Genomic DNA, 22,570 nt, shown 5'->3' with positions numbered 1-22,570 from the left:
TTTAACAAAAAATTTACTAAAGATTTAGGTTTGCTTTACATAACATAAAAAAACTCCCTATTAAATAAGGAGTCTTTCATTTTTAACAGTATGTTTTGGGCCTTAAAAACTTGGGCTGCTAACCGTTTTGAAAGTCCTGGTCAAAATTTTGGCATTTTTAGGATATCTGACCGAATAACCGATCTCCAGGTTTGCGGTTTCTCCCGGCTGGAGGGTCACCATGTAGGATACTTCACCGGTGAGGTCATTCTTTTTGCCTGTACCGATAGTTTCTACCGTAACGGTGATCTCGCTTGAATTTGATAATGGAATTTGATCAAATACATTGATTTTTACAGGGACTGTTCGGTTGTTTCGGACCTGAATATCATAGTAATAGGTGTCCTTTTTCGTGCTTCCGGAAATTTTCTTGGTGCTCATTTCAGATTTTAGCTTACGCAATACCTGTATCTTTGAATCACGCCCGAAAGAAAGACTGAGCGTATCGTCTACGTTATTCGTATTGATTTCGCTGACTCCCACATAATTTCCTGCAAAATATACATTCGTTGGTCCGGGAATGAGATCCAGGTCCTGCCATCCAACAATGTTTGCCAGCAAGAAAGATCCCTGGTCTAATTTCGGAATAGAAACATGTGTGAATGTTGCCGGCATGTTGATTTCCTTGATTTCTACAATATAAGGTTTTGCATCTGTCGGGCAGGAAAACGGATGAGTGATCACGAATTCTGCATTCAGATCAGAAATCTCAATTTGCTTCATGGCAACCGTGCTGACTTTTTTACCTTCATTTTTACCGCCGAATCGATCAGAACTCAGGAAACCTGCCGTATTCTCGGTTACTTTTTGATCAAGCACGTAATTATCATAAGCGCGTTGGTTGGCCATGTTAATCTCGTTCATTACTTCATTGCGGTAATCAGCTTTTTGCTGGATAGGCTGAACGTATGATTTTTTAGTGTATTCCGCCTGCTCTCCGTAACGGATATAAAACGGGTTTAAAACAGGAGAAGCGGCACTCAAAAGCGGATCGGATGTACTTAAAGTCAAAATAACGTTTTTCCACTCGTTTCCGGTGTTGTTATACACCTGTGCCTTATATTTCAGGTTGATGGGCTGATTCAGGTCTGTTGCCGAAAGGTCGTAAGTTGCTGCCCAGCCGCAATCAGAAACGAGGTATTTCAAAGTGCCTGAAATATCGGTGTTATTATCTGCATCGATCAATACAATCACCTGGTTACTGCGTTGATTTTCCGTATAATTCAATTCCGTCAGCTGGAAACGGGTGTCGTTGATCTTTGCGGAAAGAATATCTTGTTCTTTTTTGATTTTGGTAATCGTTTTATTGATCTCAAAAGTACGGGTGCGGTAGTATTCTCCGGCTGCTTTGATTTGATCAATCGTCAGCGTGTTTTGGCCTTTTAAATCCTTATTGGTGTTCAAAATCCCCAGTTCAGCCTGGTAAGAACTCAATAAATCCACATTCAGTTGATGGCGGTCTTTCAAGTGTTCCAAAGAATCTGCAAGGATCTTAATTTTCGGATTCCATTGTTCGGCAGCTAAAAAATCCATTTCTGTTGAAATAGAAACCATTCGAAAAGAACCTGAACCGGTAAATTGGATGGTTCGTGGGTCTGCAAATGCCGAAATTCCCGAAAAGATGATCTTATTTCTTCCCTTCGTTAATTTCACCTGCGTTTCGTGGGTCATTTCACCGGCAGTAAGGAAAAGCTTTACACGTTTGATTTCCGTTTTAAGAACCTGCTCATGAATGTTCTGTGCAAAAATTGCCAGGGGAAAAAGAACCATCAATAGGTTTAAAAAGTGTTTTTTCATAGAATTGGTTTTAGCGTAATACATATAAGCAGTATTTCCGTTCAAAAATAGAGTGTTTTATTTCGAACAAATTGTGTTAAAACAAAAAATTTGTGAAATAAATTATTTGTTTTTAATTTTGCACCCTGAAAAGTAGTAATAAAATGAACTCAAGACTCTTAGAATCTGTAGCCGGTGAATATGGAACCCCGGTTTATGTGTACGATGAAGCAAAAATTATTTCGCAGTACAATCGTCTGAAGAACGCCTTCGGAAAGCAGGAAGTGAAATTACACTATGCCATGAAGGCATTGAGCAATATCAACGTATTGAAAACACTCAAAGAGCAGGGAGCAGGTTTGGATGCTGTTTCTATAGAGGAAGTTCATTTGGGGATTAGAGCAGGTTTTGAGCCGGAAGAAATTATGTATACTCCGAATGGTGTGGCATTTTCTGAGATTGAAGAAGCGGTTGCTTTGGGAGTCATGATTAACATAGACAACCTGAGTGTACTGGAACATTTCGGGATGGTATTCGGTGGTTTGGTTCCGGTTTGTATCCGGATAAACCCGCATATTTTAGCTGGGGGACACGCCAATATCTCAGTCGGTCACATCGATTCCAAGTTCGGAATTTCAATTCACCAGTTAAGACATATTCAGCGAATTGTTGAACACTATAAATTACATATTGTTGGTCTGCACATGCATACCGGAAGTGATATCGTGGATGCAGATGTGTTCCTCCAGGGAGCCGATTTGCTTTACCAGGCTGCGGGTTATTTTCCGGAATTGAAGTTCATGGATTTCGGATCGGGATTCAAAGTAGCTTACAAAGAAGGTGACTTCGTGACTCCTATCGAAGAAATCGGAACAAAGATTGGAGAGTCTTTTCAAAATTTCTGCAAGGAATATGGTCGTGAACTGGAATTATGGTTTGAACCCGGAAAGTTCCTGGTGAGTGAAAGCGGAGTGCTGTTGGTTTCTGTCAATGTGGTAAAGCAAACAACCTCAACCGTTTTTCTGGGAGTAAACAGCGGACAAAACCATTTGATCCGTCCGATGTTTTACAATGCATATCACCGCATCGAAAATATTTCGAACCCTGCAGGACAGAAAAAATTGTATTCCGTGGTAGGTTACATTTGTGAGACAGACACGTTTGGCTATGACCGGCCGATTTCAGAAGCAAAGGTTGGAGATGTACTTGGGATTTACAATGCCGGGGCTTACGGTTTCAGCATGAGCAATCAGTACAATTCGCGTTTGAGGCCTGCTGAAGTTTATATCAGGGACGGAGTTCCGCATTTGATCAGAAAGAGAGAGACGCTGGATGACGTTATTCGGAATGAAATAGATTTGACTTTAAGTGCTGAATATGTCGCAAAAATGACTGAGTAAGCAACCAGTTTTTGTTCATCAAATCTTTCTTGAGTCGGCAATTGATTGTCGGCTCAGGGAGTTTGAAAGAAACTTTTTTTTCGTGCAATAATGATCAAATCGGTATCAGATTCAGTTTCTGAAACAGCGAAAGGCTGTTTTCGGACAGAGATCATGTGAAAACCGATCTGTTCCAGCAGGCGCAGCAAAAAATCAGCTTCGTAATAATGCATCATCAACTCTTCACCGGTACTCGATTTTTTCAAACGTGAGTTTTCGTAAAGGTCTTCCATCGTGCTTAAGTAAATGATCCCATTTTCATTCAGTTTCTCGTATACTTTAAACAGGAATAGCTCAACCTGGTCTATCGAAAGATAGGGAAAAAGAAACCCGATTACGACCGCATCAAAACTCGATTCCAGCTGATCGATCAGCAGGGCGTCGTAAACCAAAAAGCGGGCACCGGGATTGTTTTTTCGGGCAAGGTCAATCATATTTGGCGCCAGGTCTATGCCCAGCAGTTTTAATCCTGGTAGGTGTTCCAATAAATAGTGACTGATATTTCCGGGACCGCAGGCGATATCTAAAACATTTGAACCATCTTCCAACTGTTCCAAAAGTATTTTTAAGGATTCCTCATAATGATCTACGGAAAAGAAACGTTCCTGGTAAGAATCAGCCAGTTTATTAAAGAGGTCAACTGCTTTTTGATTATTTGTTGAGTTCACAATTTTTTCGGGTAAATTAGCAAAAATAGTTGCTTTTATGATGCGCGTTTTAGGATTTGTGATCGCCTTATTGTTAATGCATCCACTTTTCTCGTCCTGCTCGGATAACGGTAAAAAGAACCCGAAAGGAAAGTCGGAAGGAAATGAAAGAAAAACGAGAAACAAGAAAAGTACGGAGGAGGAAAGATCGACCGCTTCCCCTAAAAATTATGAGTTTGTCCATAATGACTCATTGAGTGATTATATCAACGCTTACAATAAGACGCTATCTCTATTTGAGCTTCCGATAACTGAAAAGGACATTCCGACGCAATTTGGAAATGCACATGTTTTGGTATGTGGAAACTCTAAAAATCCGCCATTAGTGCTGCTTCACGGTATGAATGCGAGTTCGACGATGTGGTACCCGAATATGAAGAGTCTGGCCCAAAAATATCGGGTTTATGCGATTGATTTTTTATTGGAACCCGGAAAGTCGACATGCACTATGAAACGGCTGAATAAAGATGAAATAGCGGGCTGGTACGATGAAATATTCTCAAAACTGGGTTTGAATTCGTTTTACCTGGTAGGATGCTCACGCGGAGGATGGCTTGCTACGGCAGTTGCATTGAATACACCTGAAAAAATAAAGAAATTGGTATTGCTGAGTCCTGCCCAGACATTTACATGGATTCCGCCGAGTTCTGCTTTGTTGAGTAATATCACATACTGTATTTCACCTGACAAAGAGAAGTTAAAGAATATCCTTGCCGGGTTATCTGTAAGGAGTATTAAGATAAGTAAAACCTATTTTGATCAATATTACCTGGGAACAGAAAAAGAAACTATTTCTGCGTGCATTTTTGAAATGACTCCATATTCACGGAAATCAATGAATGCCTTAACAATGCCGGTTTTGGTATTGATAGGAGACAAAGATATCATCAATAACCAGCGGTGTCTGGAGAAAGTAATGAAATGGGTGCCAAATCCTGATACCGGCACAATCCAACATGCAGGACATTTTCTAAGTTTTGATCAGCCGGATATTGTCAATTCACGTATACATTCTTTTTTAGGGAATTAATAAGTTGTTCAATAATTAACACTTGGTTATTATTTAGTTAATCATTTGGATTTCATAAGAATTAGGCAACTACTTTGTTGTAAATTCGTTCCTGAATTAGAATTTGTAAATAATTCAACACTATGAGATTACTACTACTAGCAACAATAGCTACGGCTATTGGGGCAACTACTACGCACGCACACGAAACCGTTGTGCCCTTAAATTCTGTTTGCAAATTATCCGGTGATACACTTTCTGTCGATTCTTTGCAAAAACTCTACCGGCAAATTGATCTGCTATCCGTATTCGATTTGAAGAAATGGCGTGAATCCTACATTTACAAAAACAGGACACAGCCTTCCGATCTGAATAAGCAAATACTGGTATATATCGAAGAACGCTTAAAAGTTGTCAAATGAAAAAGCTGATCTACTTTTTTGTCTTCGTTGTGCTCAGTGTTTCAGGCTTTGGACAGCCGCCCTGCGGGTCAAATCCTGCTGCCGGGAATACTTGCGCTACTGCAACCCCTATTTGTGAATTGAACGGCTATTGCGGGAATACGTCTTCCAGTTACACTCCGGATGCATGGGGTTCAGCAGCAACATCTTTTGGATGCGGATTCTTAGGATTAAGTTCGTGTCCCGGAACAGGACTTCTCGGTTCGTTTTGCGGATCTGTTGAAAATGATTCCTATTTATCATTTGTAGCTTCTTCATCATCGATTTCGTTTAATTGTTGGGTATACAACTCCACATATGGTGACGGAATCCAGATTATGATCTTCTCAGGGACTTGCGGTGGAAATATTACCTCTTATTATTGCGATCAGCTTGCTCCATCAGCATCTTCTCAAACCGTTTCTGCTACAGGGCTTACTCCCGGAAGCACTTATTACATCATGATAGATGGGTACGCCGGGGATATTTGTGATTATACCTTTGCAGCAAATACCGGGGTTGCAATTCCGGTAGATGTTACTCCGGCCACATCAACTATTTGTGCCGGGCAATCTGTAACATTGACAGCTACGGGAGGAAACGGGGTATACAACTGGGCGGCTTCACCGAATTTAAGTGGAACAACCGGTTCTACAGTAACGGCAACACCTCCGAGTACTCCCGGGACGTACACCTACACCGTGAATTCCTCCGGGGGAAATCCTTTGTGCCCGTCGTCTACTGCCGCAACAGCAACAATTACGGTCAATTCTTGCGGTGGATGCACGGTTACAGCCGGAAACAGCGGTGATGTCTGCCAGGGAACAACAACCTTTAACTTAACGGCAACCAATGTAGCGGGTGCTGCCTGGAATTGGGTAGGACCAAACGGATTTACATCCAATGTTCAGAACCCAACGAATGTTCCGGTTCCGGCAGCGGCAGGCAGTTATACCTATACCGTTACAGCAACTGTTGCCGGAACACCGTGTACTTCTACAACAACTATTGTTGTGAATCCTACTCCCGTTATCAATGCTCCGCTGACGACCATCTGCATTGGAGGGACAAGTAATTTAACCGGTACGGGGACTGCACATGCTTCAACTCCATGGGCATCATCCAATACTGCTGTTGCAACAGTCTCAGCTTCGGGAATAGTAACAGCTGTTTCTGCCGGAATAACTACTATCACTTATATGAATTCCGGCGGATGTACAACTACACAAACAATAACCGTTGTTTCCTTACCTACAGCAGCAATTTCAGGAACTTCCAGCATCTGTGAAGGACAGAGTGCAAGCATTACTTTCACCGGAACTCCGGATGCGACAGTCACCTACCAGGCTGGAGGAACAAACCAGACGACCGTTCTGGATGCTGCCGGAAACAGTACTGTTTCGGTTTCTCCAACGGTAACCACAACCTATACATTGGTCAGTGTTCAGGTGAATCCACCGGGTGGGTGCAGTTCAACTTTATCAGGTTCTGCAACTATTACGGTTACTCCGAATCCCTCTGCCAATGCACCCGCTCCGATTACTGTCTGCTCGAATGCGGCAGTTGTAGTTCCTGCATTTACTTCTGTTCCTGCAGGGGCAACCTTTACCTGGGTAAACAACAATACAACAATTGGTCTGGCAGCGAACGGTACGGGAAATATTACATCGTTTACCGGCTTAAATCCGGGATCAGGTTCCAATACCGGAACAATTACCCTAACACCGACTTTGAACGGATGCCTGGGAACAGCAGCAGCTTTTACAATTACAGTTGATTCTCCTCCGGTTGCCAATGCCGGAAATGATATCAGTATTTGTTTAAATGCCCCCGGTGCAAATCAGATCGGTGGGGGATCGACTTCCGGAGTCAATTATTCATGGACACCAATTACCGGATTGAACAATGCAGCTATTTCGAACCCAACTTTCGACGGAAGTGTTCCCGGTGTGACCACTTACACAGTTACAGCAAGTGTAGGAGCTTGTTTTACAACAGATATGGTTACTGTAACTGTTTTTGACCTGCCGGTAATTGCATTTAATAGTGATATTACCTCCGGATGCAATCCGCAGGAAATAACATTTTACAATAGCACTCCGAATGCATCCAATTGTACTTGGAATTTTGAGGGAATTGGAACGGATAATACTTGCGGAACGGTTATTCAAAATTATACCAATGATGGTGTTTTTGATGTGAGTTTAACGGTTACAGATTCGAATGGATGCGTGAATACATCTTCTGTTAATGACATGATTACCATATTTCCGCAGCCGGATGCAAGTTTTGATGCCACTCCGACTGAGCTTTCAACTTACAATCCATTCATAAATACAGACAATAATTCCACCGATGCGGTGAGTTATTCCTGGGAATTTGGCGATGGAACGACTTCCAATGCTTTTAATCCTGGTCATACTTACCCTGACAGGGCAGGATCATACACCATCACCCTGTATGCAATGAATGGGATTTGTATCGATTCGGCAACCACAACGATTGAAGTAAAGGAAGATTTAACATGGTTTATCCCGAATTCATTCACACCGGATGGAGACGAGTACAACAATGTTTTCTTACCGATTTTCAATGATGCGTTTGACAAGCAGTCTTATACCATGCTGATCTTTAACCGATGGGGAGAAGTAATTTTCGAAACGCATGATACGGCATTTGGCTGGGATGGAACATACAATGGAGAACTTTGTAAAGAAGGGGCATACTCCTGGAAGATCGTCATCAAGCAAAAGGTAAAGGATTACCGCGTAGATTTGATTGGACATGTGAATCTTTTGAAATAAGGACCAGAAGCGGATATGAATAAAATCGATAATCCCCGGTTAGCAATTGCTGATTGGGGATTTTTTAATTAGGCATTCGGAATGAGTTCCGTTGTGATTTTAGCTGAAAGCAGACATAAGGGAATTCCACCGCCGGGATGTACGCTTCCGCCAGCGAAATAAAGTCCGTTTATTTTGGAGAAATTCGGATGTCTGAAAAACGCTGCCATGCGGTCGTTTGAGCTTGCGCCGTAAAGTGCTCCGGCAAAGCTGTTGGTGCGTTCTGAAATTCTCAGAGGATCCAGGTAATCTTCTTCTTCGATCAGGGATTCGATATCTGTTTTCAGAAGTCGGTTTATTTTTTCGATAACCTGTTTCCTTATTTTGGGGCGGAGTTCCTCCCAATCCTGTCCCTGATTGCTGGGTACATTGATCATTACAAACCAATTTTCTTTACCTTCCGGAGCGTCATTGGGCACAAGTTTGGATGAAATGTGAATGTAGACTGTAGGATCACTGCTCACCGTGTTTTCTTCAAAAATGGATTTGAATTCTTTTTCGTAATCACCGCTGAAAAGAATGTTATGTACATCCAGCTGCGGAAAGGATTTTCCAATCCCCCAATAAAAAATGAGTGCGGAACTGCTTGGTTCCTGCTCCATCGTTTTTTTGGGCGTTTTCTGATCGGAGATTAACTCATTGTAACTTTGTTTGACATCGCAATTGCTGATCACCAGTTCTGCAGGATAAAATCTTTTACCGGTTTCTATTCCGGCTGCTTTTTTTCCGCTGATCCGGATCTTTTCCACACGTTCATTGAAATGGAATCGTACACCCAATTCTTCTGCCAGTTTCAGGCAGGCTTTCAAAATGTGATGCATTCCTTCTTTGGGGAAATAAGAACCGATCCCGAATTCCAGGTGCGGGATGCTGTTCAAAACGCCGGGAGCTTTGTACGGATTGGAACCATTGTAGGTGGCAAACCGGTCAAAGAGCTGAACCAATTTCGGATGGTTCAAACTTTTCTCATTAACCGCGTGCATGGTATCGAACAAATGCAGTTTAGGCATGGAAGAAACTGTTTTCAGGATATCCAAAGAAATATAAGTGTTGAACTTATGCAGTGATTTTTCCAGGAAAGAATGACGGGTTCGCTCGAAAATATAGGAACTGTGATCCAGGTATTCTTTCAACGGAGCAGAGTCGATCTCTAGCTTTTTTGATACTTCTTCCAGTAGTTTTTCCTGATCGGCAGGCGTGTGCAGAACTGTTCCGTCCTCGTAGAAGTAATGGCAAAGCATTTCGAGTTGCTGGTAATTGAAATAATCCCGGGGATTTTTTCCTGCAAGCTCAAATAATTCGTCAACCAAATAGGGTAAAGTGAATAGGGAAGGACCAGCATCAAAACGGTAATTCCCTAATTGGATGGTGGTGAGCTTTCCTCCCGGGTAGGTGTTTGCTTCAAACACTGAGACCTGGTATCCTTTCAGGCTTAAACGGATTGCGCTTGCTATCCCGGCAATTCCGGAACCTATGACAATGGCTTCTTTTCCCATGATCTAAAGGTAATTAATGCATTTCTAAAGGGAATGATATATTGGCTTCCTTTTTTCATACAGATTTAATAGATTTACACAGATACATTCAAAAACGGGTCTATGGGAAGAGCAATTGGAATCGGTGGGATTTTCTTCAAATTTAAGGACGAAAAAGCCATGATAAACTGGTATAAGGAGGCATTGGGACTCAATCCGAATGATTATGGGGTGTTGTTTTCGTTTAACGGAAATTCCGATCCTCGTGCTTACCTGCAATTGGGTGTCTTCCCGGAGACCAGTGATTATTTCGGAACGGAAAGCCAGCGTGCAATGATCAATTTCCGGGTAGAAGGAATAGAAAGCCTGCTGGTGCATCTTCAAACAATGGGTACGGTCATCTGCGATAATGTTGAGACTTACGAATACGGTAAATTCGTACATATCCTGGATCCGGAAGGAAACCGTATCGAATTATGGGAACCGGTGGATTCGAGTTTTGATACCGAAAATATCCAGCCAATGCGTTAGCATTCAAAATGTAAAACGGGCGAGTGTTTCTTAACCCAGGTCAATGAATTTGAGAAAACGACAGGATACTTTTGTGTTTGTATTCAAAATCGAACAAGCACATGAAAGCAGTCTATTGTACAGCATATGGAACACCGGGAGTTTTAAAAATGGTAGAAATCCCCAAACCAATCCTTCGGGCTAATGAACTATTGATCCGGATTCATGCTACGGCGGTTAATTCCGGTGATGTAAGGATTCGCAAAGCCGATCCCTGGGCAGTGAGATTGTTCTTCGGACTTTCGAAACCCCGAAAACCTGTTTTAGGAGGCGTTTTTTCAGGGGAAGTAGTGGAAGTAGGCAGTGCTGTCAGCAAGTACAAAGCGGGAGATACTGTTTTCGGCTCTACCGGAATGGGGTTTGGAGCTTATGCTGAATTCAAAACCCTTGCAGAATCGGCTACGATCACTTTCAAGCCGGAGTCATTAAGTCATACTGAAGCGGCTATTATTCCTTTCGGAGCCATGACAGCTTTGGATTTTATCCGAAAAGCAAAGATTCAGCCCGGTCAAAAAGTGTTGGTTTATGGAGCATCCGGAGCTGTAGGTTCAGCGGCTGTTCAGCTGGCTAAATTTTACGGAGCTGAAGTCACAGCCGTCTGCAGCGGTGCTAATGCCGAATTGATGCTAAAGATCGGAGCGGATAAGGTGTTGAATTATCAGCGGGAAGATTTGGTATTAAACAAAGAACAATACGATGTCATTTATGAAGCGGTAAACCAATTAAGCTTTTCGGAAAGTATCCGTCATCTGAAGAAAGGAGGGATTCTTATTTTGGGAGCAGCTGATTTTTCAAAAATGATCCGTGCCGATTTCGCAAGAATGGCCGGCAAAAAAGTGATAACAGGTGTGATCAAAGAATCCGCTGAAGGAATGGAATTCGTGAAAGAATTAATCGATCAGGGAAAATACCAGCCCGTTTTGGATCGGGTATATACTTTGGACCAAATTGCAGAAGCACATGAGTATGTGGATCTGGGACATAAGAAAGGAAATGTGGGAATAGAAGTAATTACGAGTTCCTAATTATGAACTCCGAATTCGTGGGGCTGGAGAATTTTTAAAAATGTAGAATGACCTGTTAATTCACTTTTGAACTAATCTTTTTCGGATCCTGCTCAGTGATTCCGGCTTCACACCCACATAACTGGCGATCAGGTATTGAGGTACACGCTGGAATAGCTCCGGTCTTGTCTGCATAAGTTTTAAATACCTTTCTTCGGGAGTATCTGTGAAATACGAACCTGAAAGCTCCTGTTGTTCGGCAAATACTTTTTCCATGACTTTGCGGGAAACGGTTTCCAGTTTGGGAAATTTCGCATAAAGCTGCTCTTCCTTCTCCCGGTTCCCTACAACCAGTGTACATTCATCGACGCATTCCAGGAAATGCTTTGAAGGGGAATTGCTGCTCATGCTCTGCATAGAAATGACCCACTGTTCTTCGGTGAAAAAGTTGTTTGTTTTTTCTTCACCGTTAACCAGGAAATATTGTCTTACGCAGCCCTGAAGTACAAAATAAGCTTCCATGGATACATCTCCTTCTTTCAGTAGAATGGTTCCTTTGGGAAATGTCTTAACCTTAAGTGTTGCCACAATTCCATCGATTTCCTCCTTGGAAAGAGGAAGGATCTTTGAAAAATAAGAGAGAAGTTTTTGTTCCATGAAGTTCAGATTAACATTCCTCCAAACGCAAATAACGGTCTGACGCAATTGTGGTGTAATAAATCGCAGCGAATGTTCCCAAAGGGTTATGCTTTGCAAAACTGGTCATTTGAAACGATTTTTTCTCGTTTTCTCCAAGGGTAATATTAATGATATTGCTTCTTCCCCAATCTATTTTTGCTTGTATGGTATGATTTCCTTCAGCAACCTCAAATATGGTTGTTTTTCCGTTAGCTATGGAACCAACTTGTTGATTGTCGATGAAAATCTTAATCTCTCTCAGTCGATTGGCATATTCACTGGAACGGATAATCTCTATTTGTGGCATATTTGAAGAATGAGTTATCGAACAAAATTATCTTTCCTTTCCAACAAATCCAACCTTTATTTATACTTTAAGCGCACACCAATCCCAATTCCGATATTCCATCTTCCATTTGCAACGGCAGTCTTTGCATTGTAGTAAAGCGGTACCTGGAAAGCGATCATTTTATAACAATAGGTTACACCGATTCCCAGATTAGGGGTTATCGGAGCGTTTTTAAATATTCCGTTGTCTTCTTTATAACGTAAAGACGGAAGCATTCCCAGGATAATTTTAGAGTTTTTATGCGTGAAGCTGATATTCGGACCGGTGAAGTTCAAAAACGCTCCGTTGTCAACATATCCGGCTATGATTGTTCCGTCAAAGGGATTGAATTTGATAACGGGTTTTGTGAAGTCTTTCGGATTTTCATCCGATTTTGTTTCCTGTGCAAAGGAATTAGATAGAAGAAGAGTCAGAAGGTAGAATAAGAGTGTTTGTTTCATCTTTTTTTCTGCAAAGGGAATTCTTTTTGGAAAGAATAGGAAGTGAGGTGTTGATGAATGTACTAAGTAGTATAAAATATGTAATGAAGTTTTTTAAATAGCTTGGTTTTAAAGGGATTCAGAATTGGCGTTGAAATACATACCATGGTAAAAACAGGATAAGTGTACACTTATCCTAGGTAGAGAATGACCAGCGGATTTTCTCCCAGTCTTCCAGGAGATCTTCATTTTTCGCCCAAAAATATTTGTTTCCGATATAGAACCCCTTAATCAAACCACTTCGCTCGATCAAAGTTACATGGTGGTTAATCGTTTTCTCATGTAATAAAATAAATTGCTCTAGCATTGGAACATTCATTATTCCATAACGATCTAAATATTCTAAAATCTCAATGCGCGCCGGAGCAGATAAAACCAATCCCAAATCTGCATTTCTGTTCGTTTGATCACTAAAAATATGTTTCTTTTTTGCTCCCATAAATTGTCTTTTCCTAATTAAATTAATGAAAAACAGCACTTTGTGCAATAGGAGGTGATTTTTTAAAAAAATTAGCATTTAAGTTTAATCAATTGATTTACAGCGTTTTAGTTGTTAAGCAAGAAGCAATACCTAATTTTCTTAGGTAAAAATTTGTATACCTAAAATTCTTATGTATATTTGTCCTATGTATTCATCAGAACTTTTAAAAGGTACGCTTAAAACAATCGTTCTCAATTTGCTCAAGGACAACGGCAGAATGTACGGTTATGAAATTACCCAACGCGTCAAAGATCTCACCGGTGAGAAAATCCAAATAACCGAAGGAGCACTTTATCCGACACTGCATGCGCTTGAGTCACAGGGCGAATTGCAGACGGAAGAAGTCTTTATCGGTAAAAGGGTGCGTAAGTACTACACACTCACCGAAAAAGGGCAGTCGACAGCCAAAGAGAAAGTCAACGAATTGGTAGATTTTATGAATACCATGAAGTTTCTGTTGGATTTAGAGCCAAGAACTGGAAATGGTTAGAGTTTCGGACGAGCAAGTTGATTTTATTCTTCAGGAAATTGAAGCGCGTGGGGTTACTATTGAAGATCTGCAGTATAACCTACTGGATCACATGTGCTGTATTATTGAGGATGAAATGTCTGAAACAGACGACTTTGACCAGTTCTTTCAACGGCTCTTGCCTCGATTTTTCAACGACAACTTGCGTGAAATTCAGGAGGAAACAGAATTGTTATTAACCTTCAAACATTTTTACGCCATGAAAAAAACAGTAAATATTTCAGGACTTTTAGCAGCCGGTTTTACCCTCACAGGGTCGGTTTTTAAAGTCATGCACTGGCCGGGAGCCGGGGTTGCCTTTGTATTAGGGATAGCTATCTTCAGCTTCATTTTTCTCCCATTGATGATTGCTCTTAAATTCAGGGATGAAGGAAGCAGAACCGATAAATTAGTCCTGAGTTTCGGATTTTTAGTCGGGATCATCGCTTCCCTGGGTTTTTTATTCAAATTAATGCATTGGCCGGGCGCGAACATGCTCATGCTTTCAGGCCTGGTGTCATTTACCTTTGTGTATGTTCCCATCTATTTCTTCACAAGAGTCAGAAGACCTGAACTGCGTTTCAATTCGACTGTCAATTCGGTTTTGATGATGGCCTGCGGAGGTTTGTTATTCGCTATGTACAATTTGGGATATTCCACGAAAATAGAGGAATCTTCTCAACAGGCTTACCGCTTGCTGAACGAAGAAGTTCAGAAGATGGAACGGTCAAAAGTGGTGTCTGTGAATCAGCAGGACGTGAAAGCACTTCAAAAACAAGTGGTGAAGCTGAACCGGGAAATTGTGGAAATGAAATCATTGATTATCCGGAGTTCAGCCAAAATGACAGAACAAGAGTACAATAAAACATCAGAAGATGAGGCCTACAGCCGTTTGCCGAAAGAAGAAGCTATGTCGCGAGTGCTAAATGCTTCGATGAAAAATAAATGGGAAACTATTTGCAGGCTTACCGAGGAAGTTAACGGGAAGCTGAAAGCGGCTTACCCGGAACATAAGGACCTGGTGTTTGAGATTACTTCCATTGATTTGCCATCAAATACAACCAAAATAGCATTGCAAAATCTGACATTGATACAGATGCATCTGAACCTGTTGAAATTAATCGCCGCTTAAATCATCATTTTTTGAGTGAACAAAAGCAAGAGAGGGGATTGAAAAATTTCCTCTCTTTGAATGCTGTTTATTTTAAACGCGGACCATATTGAGCAACTTTTTCCCTGTTTCCGGCCTGTTCATAGGAAATGATCATTAAACGCAGGGCATTCGTGTTCAAAGTATCCTTGTTGTAAATTCCTTCAAAAGTCTGTCCTGCTTCTGTGTATTTGGCCGCTGCGCCATAAGTATTTCCCAGGTTTGAAGCCATTTCGGTATCATTCGGATATTTTTGAAGCCCTTTTTTGAAAGCGGCAATTGCTTCTTCATACCGCTTTAAATTAAAGAGCGAGATTCCGTATCGTTTATGGTGTCCCGAAGTCGCATTTTTCCATTTAGTAACCCGTTTTAATGTATTGACTGTTTTTCGATAATCCTTTAAGGCAAAATAAGCATCCCCTAAATTTCCATAAAGAGAAGTGTCTTTCGGGTTCAGTGCAATTGCTTTTTGGGTATAAAGAACAGATTGATCGAACTGATTTAACCGGTATTCGACAACGCCCAGATTTGTGAAAGAATTCAAATCCAATGAGTCGATAGAAATTGCCTTTTTGAAACTGGAAGCAGCGAGTTGCAATTGATTCCTGTTAGCGGATGAACCTTCGCCGGCAGCATTCATAATCACGACGCCGTAATTGAATTGAACCCGTGCACTATTAGGACTGTTTTCAAGATCTGCCGTAAAAAGAGTCGTATTGGATTCCCAGACTTTATTGCGCTGAATGGTTTGAACAGCAAATAAAATTCCGACTACCAGTGAGGTTAAAACGGCCCCGGATTGCCATTTTGATGCTTGTTCTGCTTTAAACAGGGTAAAAAGAACCAGGACGATAGAAAGAATAATACCCAGTGAAGGAGCATAAATTAACCGATTGGCGTAAGTGGTACCGATCAAAGAGAAAATGTTGGTGACCAGGGCAATCGATATTAAAAAAAACAGGATCCCAAATCCGATTTCAGGTTTTGACTTACGTGTTTTTAAGATGACCAGCCCTAAAAGAACTACAGCCGCTAAAGTAGCTATCACAGGAGGAGAAGTAAAGCTCAGGCATGGAAGCTGATTGTAGGAATAATCATAACTCAGATTAAAGGGAGCAACAGTTTCCAGTAGATAACGCCCCAAAATACTTATTCCGGTTGCGTAACGCGAACCATTCTCGCAGGCAACCAACGAATTGTCGTGGTAAGTATATTGAATAGGAGGAGTAGGGTCTGAATGAATGACAAGTTGGTGCAAAATCAACCAAACACCTGCAATGACAATTAGCGGAACCAGTTTTCTGAAAGCAGAGAAAGCAGTTTCTTTTTTCATCATCCAAAAGTAGAGCCCGAAAATGGGGAGGTACATAATGCCGGCTTCTTTGGATAATAAACAGGCCAAAAATAAGAGCGCAGGTTTAACCAGATCCATTGGTTTTCCGCTTCTGACCTTAAGCAAACTTAGAAAAGTGAGCAGGAAGAATAAGAAACAAAGAATTTCATCCCGGCTCTTAATATTTGCCACTACTTCCGTATGACTTGGATGTGCCATAAATATCAGGGTAACAGCGAATGAAACCCAAACCGAATATCCGGGCAGTAATTTGAGCAGTAATTTAAAAAGCAAACCAATTGTCAGCGCGTACAAAAGCACATTTACGAAGTGGTGGAGGGCAGGATTATTCGGAGAAATAGCCCATTCTATTGCGAACATGACCATTGATAAAGGACGATACAATCCGGCATTAGCATCCCAGAAACCTTTCCAGTAGAAGGTGGAAAACAGGTCGGGGATTCCTCCGAAACCTTCCTGTACAAATTTGTTGTTTTCGATTACCGCCAGGTCATCCAAAACGAACCCGTGTCCGATTGTAGGAGCAAAGAGTAAAAACGCAGCAATGGAAAGTATCCAAAAAAGTCTTCGCTGTATTACCAGTGAATTATCAATTAATGGAACTGCTGCAGCTGCTTTTTGTGATGACTGCTTACTGGAAGAGGTGTTTTTCTTTGGCATAGCAATGCTAAATTAGACTTATTTGTTGGTTGTTAGCCTGGTTGATTAAAAAAAAGAGATCCAATAAAAACGGCGGTCAATTTGACCGCCGTTTTTAACCAAGTAGTATTTGGTTTTAATTCTTAACGATTCGTTTTAGAACTTTTCCGTTTTCTGTCTCAATGGATAAGAAGTAAACTCCGTCTTCGTAAGAAGCTAAGTTGACCTGTTCTCCATTAGTGATTTCTCCGGTATAAACCGTTTTCCCCTGAGCATCCGTCATAACCAGTTTTGCCTGATTGAATGTCATGGAAATAGTCACGAAATTCTCCGTTGGGTTAGGGGATACCTGAACAGACGCTGATTCAAATTCCTCTAATCCTACATTGTCAATCACAACACAGTCAGATGTATCCGAACATACTCCCGAATTGGTAACAATTACGGCATAAGTTCCGTTCGCTGTCACAGCAAATGTTTGACTCGTTGCTCCTGCTATCGGAGTATTTGTCGTACAGTTGATCCACTGATAAGAAGATCCGGTAGACGCAGTAATAGTTGCATCTCCGTTATCTGTTGCAGTAACAACAGGAAGACCTGTAACAGTCAGGTTCAATACAAAGATTGAATCACAACCGTTCATATCAGTCAGCGTGTCGGAGTAAATTCCTGAAGCAGTGTAAGTCGTTCCGTTTTGTGTCCATGTATAGCTGTCACAAACAGTTACTGATTCTGTCGAAGTAGAACCTCCGATTGTCAGGTTCAATGTAATAACTGAATCACAACCTGCAGCATTTGGAATGGTATCCGTATAAACTCCAGAAGCAGTATAAGTCATTCCGTTTTGAACCCATGTATAAGTTCCGCAAGCAAACTCAGATGAACTTGAGCTTGTAGGAGTGGTGATTGTCAAATCTAAAGTTACGATTGAATCACATCCGCCTACACTTGGGATAGTATCAACATACATTCCGGAAGTTGTATAAGTCATACCGTTTTGCGCCCAGATATACGAATTACAGCTGCTTTCAGTAACTGTATTTGTAAGTGTTGGGCTGATAGTTAAGGTAAGAGTTACCGTAGAATCACATCCGTTTGTGGCTGTAAATACTTGTGTATAAACCCCGCTTGTTGTATGTGTTTGAGTTCCCCAGGTATAAGAAGCACAAGCTGTATGAGAGAAACTGCTGGTAATCGGTGCAGATTCCGTAATAGTGAAAGCTTGAGTACTTTCGCATGCATTCGCATCAGTAACTGTTACTACATAAGTTCCGGCTGCTAATCCTGTTGCTGTAGCAGCAGTTCCTCCTGAAGGAGCCCAGGAATAAGTATATGTTCCGGTACCACCAGTTGGTGTTACTGTTGCTGATCCTGTAGAACCACCGTTACAAAGCACATTTGTCTGTGAATTGTTTGAAAGATCCAAGGCTGTCGGTTCTGTGATTACAAAAGATTGAGTAGCTGTACATCCGTTAGCATCGGTAACCGTTGCAGTATATGAACCGGCAGTCAATCCTGTTGCTGTTGCAGCAGTTCCCCCGGAAGGAGTCCAGGAATATGTGTATCCTGTAGTTCCGCCAGTTGCAGTTACTGTTGCAGTACCGTTTGCTCCACCGTTACATGAAACTTCCGTTTGTGAAGCGCCCGTTATTGCTAATACAGGAGGTTCAGTAATTGTAAATGAAACGGTCGCTGTACATCCGTTAACATCTGTTGCAGTTACCGAATAAGCACCTGCTGTCAATCCTGTAATAGAAGTAGTTCCATCACCTGTTGGTGTTCCCGGAGTCCAGTCATAGGTAAAGGCACCTGTTCCACCCGTTGCAGGGTTTACCACTGCGGCACCGTTTGCACCTCCGTTACAGGAAACGTTTGTTTGAGAAGCTGCAGTTAATGAAACCGCTGTTGGTTGTGTAACTGTAAAGTTTACAGAAGCAACACATGAGTTTGCATCTGTTACTGTACAAGTCCATGTTCCTGCAGTCAGTCCTGTTACAGAAGTAGTTCCGTCACCGATTGGATTACCCGGAGTCCAGTCGTAAGTGTATCCACCTGCACCACCTGTCGCGGCATTTACTGTTGCAGCCCCGTCTGCACCTCCGTTACAAGAAATGTTTGTTTGAGAAGCCGCAGTTAATGAAATAGCCGTTGGTTGTGTAACGGTAAAATCTATGGAAGCAACACATGAATTAGCATCTGTTACTGTACAAGTCCATGTTCCTGCTGTCAGTCCTGTTACAGAAGTAGTTCCGTCACCTGTTGGATTTCCCGGAGTCCAGTCGTAAGTGTATCCACCTGCACCACCTGTTGCGGCATTTACTGTTGCAGCCCCGTCTGCCCCTCCGTTACAGGAAATGTTTGTTTGAGAAGCCGCAGTTAATGAAAGAGCCGTTGGTTGTGTAACGGTAAAATCTACGGAAGCAACACATGAATTAGCATCTGTTACTGTACAAGTCCATGTTCCTGCTGTTAGTCCTGTTACAGAAGTAGTTCCGTCACCTGTTGGATTTCCCGGAGTCCAGTCGTAAGTGTATCCACCTGCACCACCTGTTGGAGTATTGATAGAAGCTGCACCGTTTGATCCACCGAAGCAAGAAACATTTGTTTGGGAAGCAGGAGTCACCGAAATAGCGGTTGGTTGAGTCACCGTGAAATTTTGTGAAGCAACACATCCGTTTGCATCCGTAACAGTGCACGTCCATGTTCCGGCACTAAGACCCGTTACAGAAACTGTTCCGTCACCTGTTGGTGTACCCGGAGTCCAGTCGTAAGTGTAACTACCGGCACCACCTGTTGGAGTATTGATAGAAGCTGCACCGTTTGATCCACCGAAACAAGAAACATTTGTTTGGGAAGCAGGAGTCACCGAAATAGCGGTTGGTTGAGTCACCGTGAAATTTTGTGAAGCAACACATCCGTTTGCATCCGTTACAGTACATGTCCAAGTTGTTGCAGTTAATCCCGTTACAGAAACTGTTCCGTCACCCGTTGGTGTACCTGGAGTCCAGTTGTAAGTGTAACCACCGGCACCACCTGTTGGAGTATTGATAGAAGCTGCACCGTTTGATCCACCGAAACAAGAAACATTTGTTTGGGAAGCAGGTGTAACAGAAATAGCCGTTGGCTGTGTTACTGTTATTCCGGAAACTGTTCCCGTACAAGCATTAGCATCTGTAATTGTAACAGAATATGTTCCTGCTGTAAGACTTGTTCGGTCTTCCGTAGTTGGTCCGCTGACCCAGGTAAATGTATATGGTCCAACCCCGCCGGTAGGAGTAAGGTTGATTGCACCTGTGTTTCCACCGAAACAAGCTACGTTTGTAACTACTGTAGTTCCTGAAACAGCTGCTGTAGGCTGCGTTACAGTTACGTTAACCGTTCCTGTACAAGCATTGGCATCTGTAATTGTTACAGAATATGTTCCTGCGGTAAGACTTGTTCTGTCTTCGGTTGTTGGTCCGCTTGCCCAGTTAAAGGTATAAGGTCCTGTTCCACCGGTAGGAGTAAGGTTGATTGCTCCGGTATTTCCACCGAAACATGCTACATTCGTTACCACTGTTGTTCCTGAAACCGGAGCTGCAGGTTGCGTTACGGTTGCATTAACTGTTCCCGTACATGCATTGGCATCTGTGATTGTTACGGAATATGTTCCAGCTGTAAGACTTGTTCGGTCTTCCGTAGTTGGTCCGCTGACCCAGTTGTAGGTATAAGGCCCTGTTCCACCTGTAGGAGTAAGGTTAATTGCTCCTGTATTTCCACCGAAGCAAGCCACGTTTGTAACTACTGTTGATCCTGAAACCGCTGTTGCAGGTTGTGTAATAGTGAAATTGGTAGAGGCAGTACAAGTATTCGCATCCATTACGGTGCAAGTCCATGTTCCTGCAGTAAGTCCTGTTACGGATGTTGTTCCGTCACCGGTTGGGTTACCTGGAGTCCAGTTATAAGTATATCCACCTGCACCACCTGTTGCAGTGTTGACACTAGCTGCACCGTTCGCACCTCCGTTACAAGAAACATTTGTTTGAGAAGCGGGTGTTAGAGATAAAGCCGGTGGCTGAGTGACTGTAAAGTTCACAGAAAAAGTACAAGCATTTGCATCCATTACGGTGCAAGTCCATGTTCCTGCAGTAAGTCCTGTTACGGATGTTGTTCCGTCACCGGTTGGATTACCCGGGGTCCAGTTATAAGTATATCCACCGGCCCCGCCTGTTGCAGTATTGACACTAGCGGCACCGCTAGCCCCACCGTTACAAGCAACATTTGTTTGAGAAGATGCTGTGAGATTTAAGGCAGTAGGTTGTGTAATTGTAAAATTTCTGACACCTGTACACCCATTTGCATCTGTAACAGTACAAGTCCAGGATCCGGCGCTAAGGCCACTTACAGAAATCGTTCCGTCACCCGTTGGGTTTCCTGGTGTCCAATTGTAGGTATAACCTCCGGTTCCACCTGTCGCAGGATTCACACTAGCTGCTCCTGTAGATCCACCATTACAAGCAATATTGGTTTGTGACGATGGAGTAATTAACGGAGTAGAAACTGTAAGAGTTGCCTGGGAAGAAGTTGTACTACACGAACCATCTAATGCAACGCATCGGTAAAGGTAGCCGTTCATTCCGGAAGTAACTCCTGTAATTGTAAGAGTTGAGGTCGTGGCATTAGAGTAAACACCTCCATTTGAAATGTTTGTAAATCCAGAACCAGAGTTTTCTTGCCATTGGTAAGTTGTAGCACCTGATGCTGTAATGCTAAAAGTTGTATTACCTGCATTACAAACAACTACACTGGATGGAGGCAAAGTGATTGTTGGGTTTGTACAAGTTGCGTAATAAGTACAACCTCCGGGGATATTTATAACAGTGGTGTTTGTAGAACCTCCTGATGTCCAGTTACCCAGGTTCATGATAGCGTTTCTTAGAGCGCTTACAGTACTGTATGGAGTTCCAGTACAATTGAATTTAGCATGGTCAATGTTCGGAGATGCACCTGGCAATCCTACCATGAAGGCACTTACTCCGTCGTTAAGTCCAGGAGGAATTAGTGATGATTGAGGCCCGTAAGTGCACCCTGCACCATTCCATGAGGTTGTAGTTGTTGTTCCACAACTAACAGCCCAAGTTATACCGGTGATCATGGTAGCAGCTCCGCTGGTAGGATCTCCTGCACCTCCCTGGAAAGCAATGATCTGGTCTCCTGCATTACCAAGTGAAAGACCAGTAATCCCGTTTCCACCTGCAATTATGGCAACTGTTCCGTTTGGAACACCGCCAACTCTTGCTGCGCTTCCGCCGAAACCTGCAATTTCAACCTCCTGCCCAATGGCTAATGCTGAACCGGAAGTCCAGGAGATAGTTCCTTCAGTAGAACCACTTGCTTGCCATGGACCACCTTGATATCCACGGTCGGTAAAATAAATAACCGTATTTGCACTGATTGGTGTGAGCAGCACAAATGAGAGCGTATCCGGTGTAACTCCGGCTACTGCAACTCCGGAGTAACTGGTGAAGAGGATATCTCCCGGAGCCAGTGTGGTCTGAGCTTGTGATCTGTTTTGTATCCCAAAGAGGAGACAAAACAAGAGCATGAGCCCGATGTTAATTTTGTTAGTTTGCTTGTTCATAGAATTTAAT

At 42.4% G+C, this 22,570-nt stretch carries 17 protein-coding genes; 8 read left to right on the top strand and 9 right to left on the bottom strand.

What is annotated here, in order from left to right:
- Positions 1 to 102: 102 nt before the first annotated feature.
- Entirely contained in the window at positions 103 to 1,836 is a 1,734-nt protein-coding gene (locus QZT69_RS02750) for a DUF4139 domain-containing protein (protein WP_294670287.1), read from the bottom strand.
- 143 nt (positions 1,837 to 1,979) lie between these two features.
- Here QZT69_RS02750 and lysA point away from each other — a divergent pair, with 143 nt between their 5' ends.
- Positions 1,980 to 3,215: a diaminopimelate decarboxylase gene (gene lysA / locus QZT69_RS02745; RefSeq protein ID WP_294670286.1), complete on the top strand. Its 1,236-nt coding sequence runs from the start codon at positions 1,980 to 1,982 to the stop codon at positions 3,213 to 3,215.
- A gap of 53 nt (positions 3,216 to 3,268) precedes the next feature.
- Here lysA and QZT69_RS02740 read toward each other — a convergent pair whose 3' ends face one another.
- Positions 3,269 to 3,922, bottom strand: coding sequence for a class I SAM-dependent methyltransferase (locus QZT69_RS02740; RefSeq protein WP_294670284.1), 654 nt, complete (start codon positions 3,920 to 3,922; stop codon positions 3,269 to 3,271).
- Between the two features lie 37 nt (positions 3,923 to 3,959).
- Between QZT69_RS02740 and QZT69_RS02735 the strand changes: the two genes are divergently transcribed.
- The 3 genes from QZT69_RS02735 to QZT69_RS02725 all read left to right on the top strand — a co-directional run bounded on the left by QZT69_RS02735 (position 3,960) and on the right by QZT69_RS02725 (position 8,214).
- Complete coding sequence (locus QZT69_RS02735; RefSeq protein WP_294670282.1) at positions 3,960 to 4,991, top strand: alpha/beta hydrolase; 1,032 nt, start codon at positions 3,960 to 3,962, stop codon at positions 4,989 to 4,991.
- Between the two features lie 122 nt (positions 4,992 to 5,113).
- Positions 5,114 to 5,392, top strand: coding sequence for a hypothetical protein (locus tag QZT69_RS02730; RefSeq protein WP_294670280.1), 279 nt, complete (start codon positions 5,114 to 5,116; stop codon positions 5,390 to 5,392).
- Positions 5,389 to 8,214, top strand: coding sequence for a PKD domain-containing protein (locus tag QZT69_RS02725; RefSeq protein ID WP_294670278.1), 2,826 nt, complete (start codon positions 5,389 to 5,391; stop codon positions 8,212 to 8,214). The genes QZT69_RS02730 and QZT69_RS02725 overlap by 4 nt, the downstream gene beginning before the upstream one ends.
- Positions 8,215 to 8,282: 68 nt before the next feature.
- Here QZT69_RS02725 and crtD read toward each other — a convergent pair whose 3' ends face one another.
- On the bottom strand, positions 8,283 to 9,749 hold the full coding sequence (gene crtD / locus QZT69_RS02720; protein ID WP_294670276.1) for a 1-hydroxycarotenoid 3,4-desaturase CrtD: 1,467 nt from the start codon (positions 9,747 to 9,749) through the stop codon (positions 8,283 to 8,285).
- 102 nt (positions 9,750 to 9,851) lie between these two features.
- Between crtD and QZT69_RS02715 the strand changes: the two genes are divergently transcribed.
- Both QZT69_RS02715 and QZT69_RS02710 read left to right on the top strand, forming a co-directional pair.
- On the top strand, positions 9,852 to 10,259 hold the full coding sequence (locus QZT69_RS02715) for a VOC family protein (protein WP_294670275.1): 408 nt from the start codon (positions 9,852 to 9,854) through the stop codon (positions 10,257 to 10,259).
- Positions 10,260 to 10,360: 101 nt separating this feature from the next.
- Positions 10,361 to 11,323, top strand: a complete 963-nt coding sequence (locus tag QZT69_RS02710; protein ID WP_294670273.1) for an NAD(P)-dependent alcohol dehydrogenase — start codon at positions 10,361 to 10,363, stop codon at positions 11,321 to 11,323.
- Positions 11,324 to 11,383: 60 nt separating this feature from the next.
- Here QZT69_RS02710 and QZT69_RS02705 read toward each other — a convergent pair whose 3' ends face one another.
- From QZT69_RS02705 to QZT69_RS02690, 4 genes are all read right to left on the bottom strand, one after another.
- Positions 11,384 to 11,959: a Crp/Fnr family transcriptional regulator gene (locus QZT69_RS02705; protein WP_294670271.1), complete on the bottom strand. Its 576-nt coding sequence runs from the start codon at positions 11,957 to 11,959 to the stop codon at positions 11,384 to 11,386.
- Positions 11,960 to 11,969: 10 nt separating this feature from the next.
- Positions 11,970 to 12,287 carry a hypothetical protein gene (locus QZT69_RS02700; protein WP_294670269.1) on the bottom strand — a complete coding sequence of 106 codons (318 nt, stop codon included), beginning with the start codon at positions 12,285 to 12,287 and terminating at the stop codon, positions 11,970 to 11,972.
- 56 nt (positions 12,288 to 12,343) lie between these two features.
- Entirely contained in the window at positions 12,344 to 12,769 is a 426-nt protein-coding gene (locus QZT69_RS02695) for a hypothetical protein (protein ID WP_294670267.1), read from the bottom strand.
- A 175-nt stretch (positions 12,770 to 12,944) separates the two neighbouring features.
- Positions 12,945 to 13,247 (bottom strand): hypothetical protein, encoded by a 303-nt coding sequence (locus QZT69_RS02690; RefSeq protein ID WP_294670265.1) that lies wholly within the window; start codon positions 13,245 to 13,247, stop codon positions 12,945 to 12,947.
- Between the two features lie 187 nt (positions 13,248 to 13,434).
- Here QZT69_RS02690 and QZT69_RS02685 point away from each other — a divergent pair, with 187 nt between their 5' ends.
- A complete protein-coding gene (locus tag QZT69_RS02685) occupies positions 13,435 to 13,779 on the top strand; it encodes a PadR family transcriptional regulator (RefSeq protein ID WP_222101995.1) in 345 nt (114 codons plus the stop codon).
- Positions 13,772 to 14,929 (top strand): hypothetical protein, encoded by a 1,158-nt coding sequence (locus QZT69_RS02680; RefSeq protein ID WP_294670262.1) that lies wholly within the window; start codon positions 13,772 to 13,774, stop codon positions 14,927 to 14,929. Before QZT69_RS02685 ends, QZT69_RS02680 begins: the two co-directional genes overlap by 8 nt.
- A gap of 67 nt (positions 14,930 to 14,996) precedes the next feature.
- On the opposite strand, the gene QZT69_RS02675 is transcribed toward QZT69_RS02680, so the two are convergent.
- Both QZT69_RS02675 and QZT69_RS02670 read right to left on the bottom strand, forming a co-directional pair.
- A complete protein-coding gene (locus tag QZT69_RS02675) occupies positions 14,997 to 16,961 on the bottom strand; it encodes a tetratricopeptide repeat protein (protein WP_294670260.1) in 1,965 nt (654 codons plus the stop codon).
- Positions 16,962 to 17,076: 115 nt separating this feature from the next.
- Positions 17,077 to 22,560, bottom strand: a complete 5,484-nt coding sequence (locus QZT69_RS02670) for a T9SS type A sorting domain-containing protein (protein WP_294670258.1) — start codon at positions 22,558 to 22,560, stop codon at positions 17,077 to 17,079.
- Positions 22,561 to 22,570: the final 10 nt, after the last annotated feature.

Source organism: uncultured Fluviicola sp., from assembly GCF_902168135.1.
Taxonomy (GTDB): Bacteria; Bacteroidota; Bacteroidia; order Flavobacteriales_D; family Crocinitomicaceae; genus Fluviicola.
This window is presented reverse-complemented; position numbering and strand designations above follow the sequence as displayed.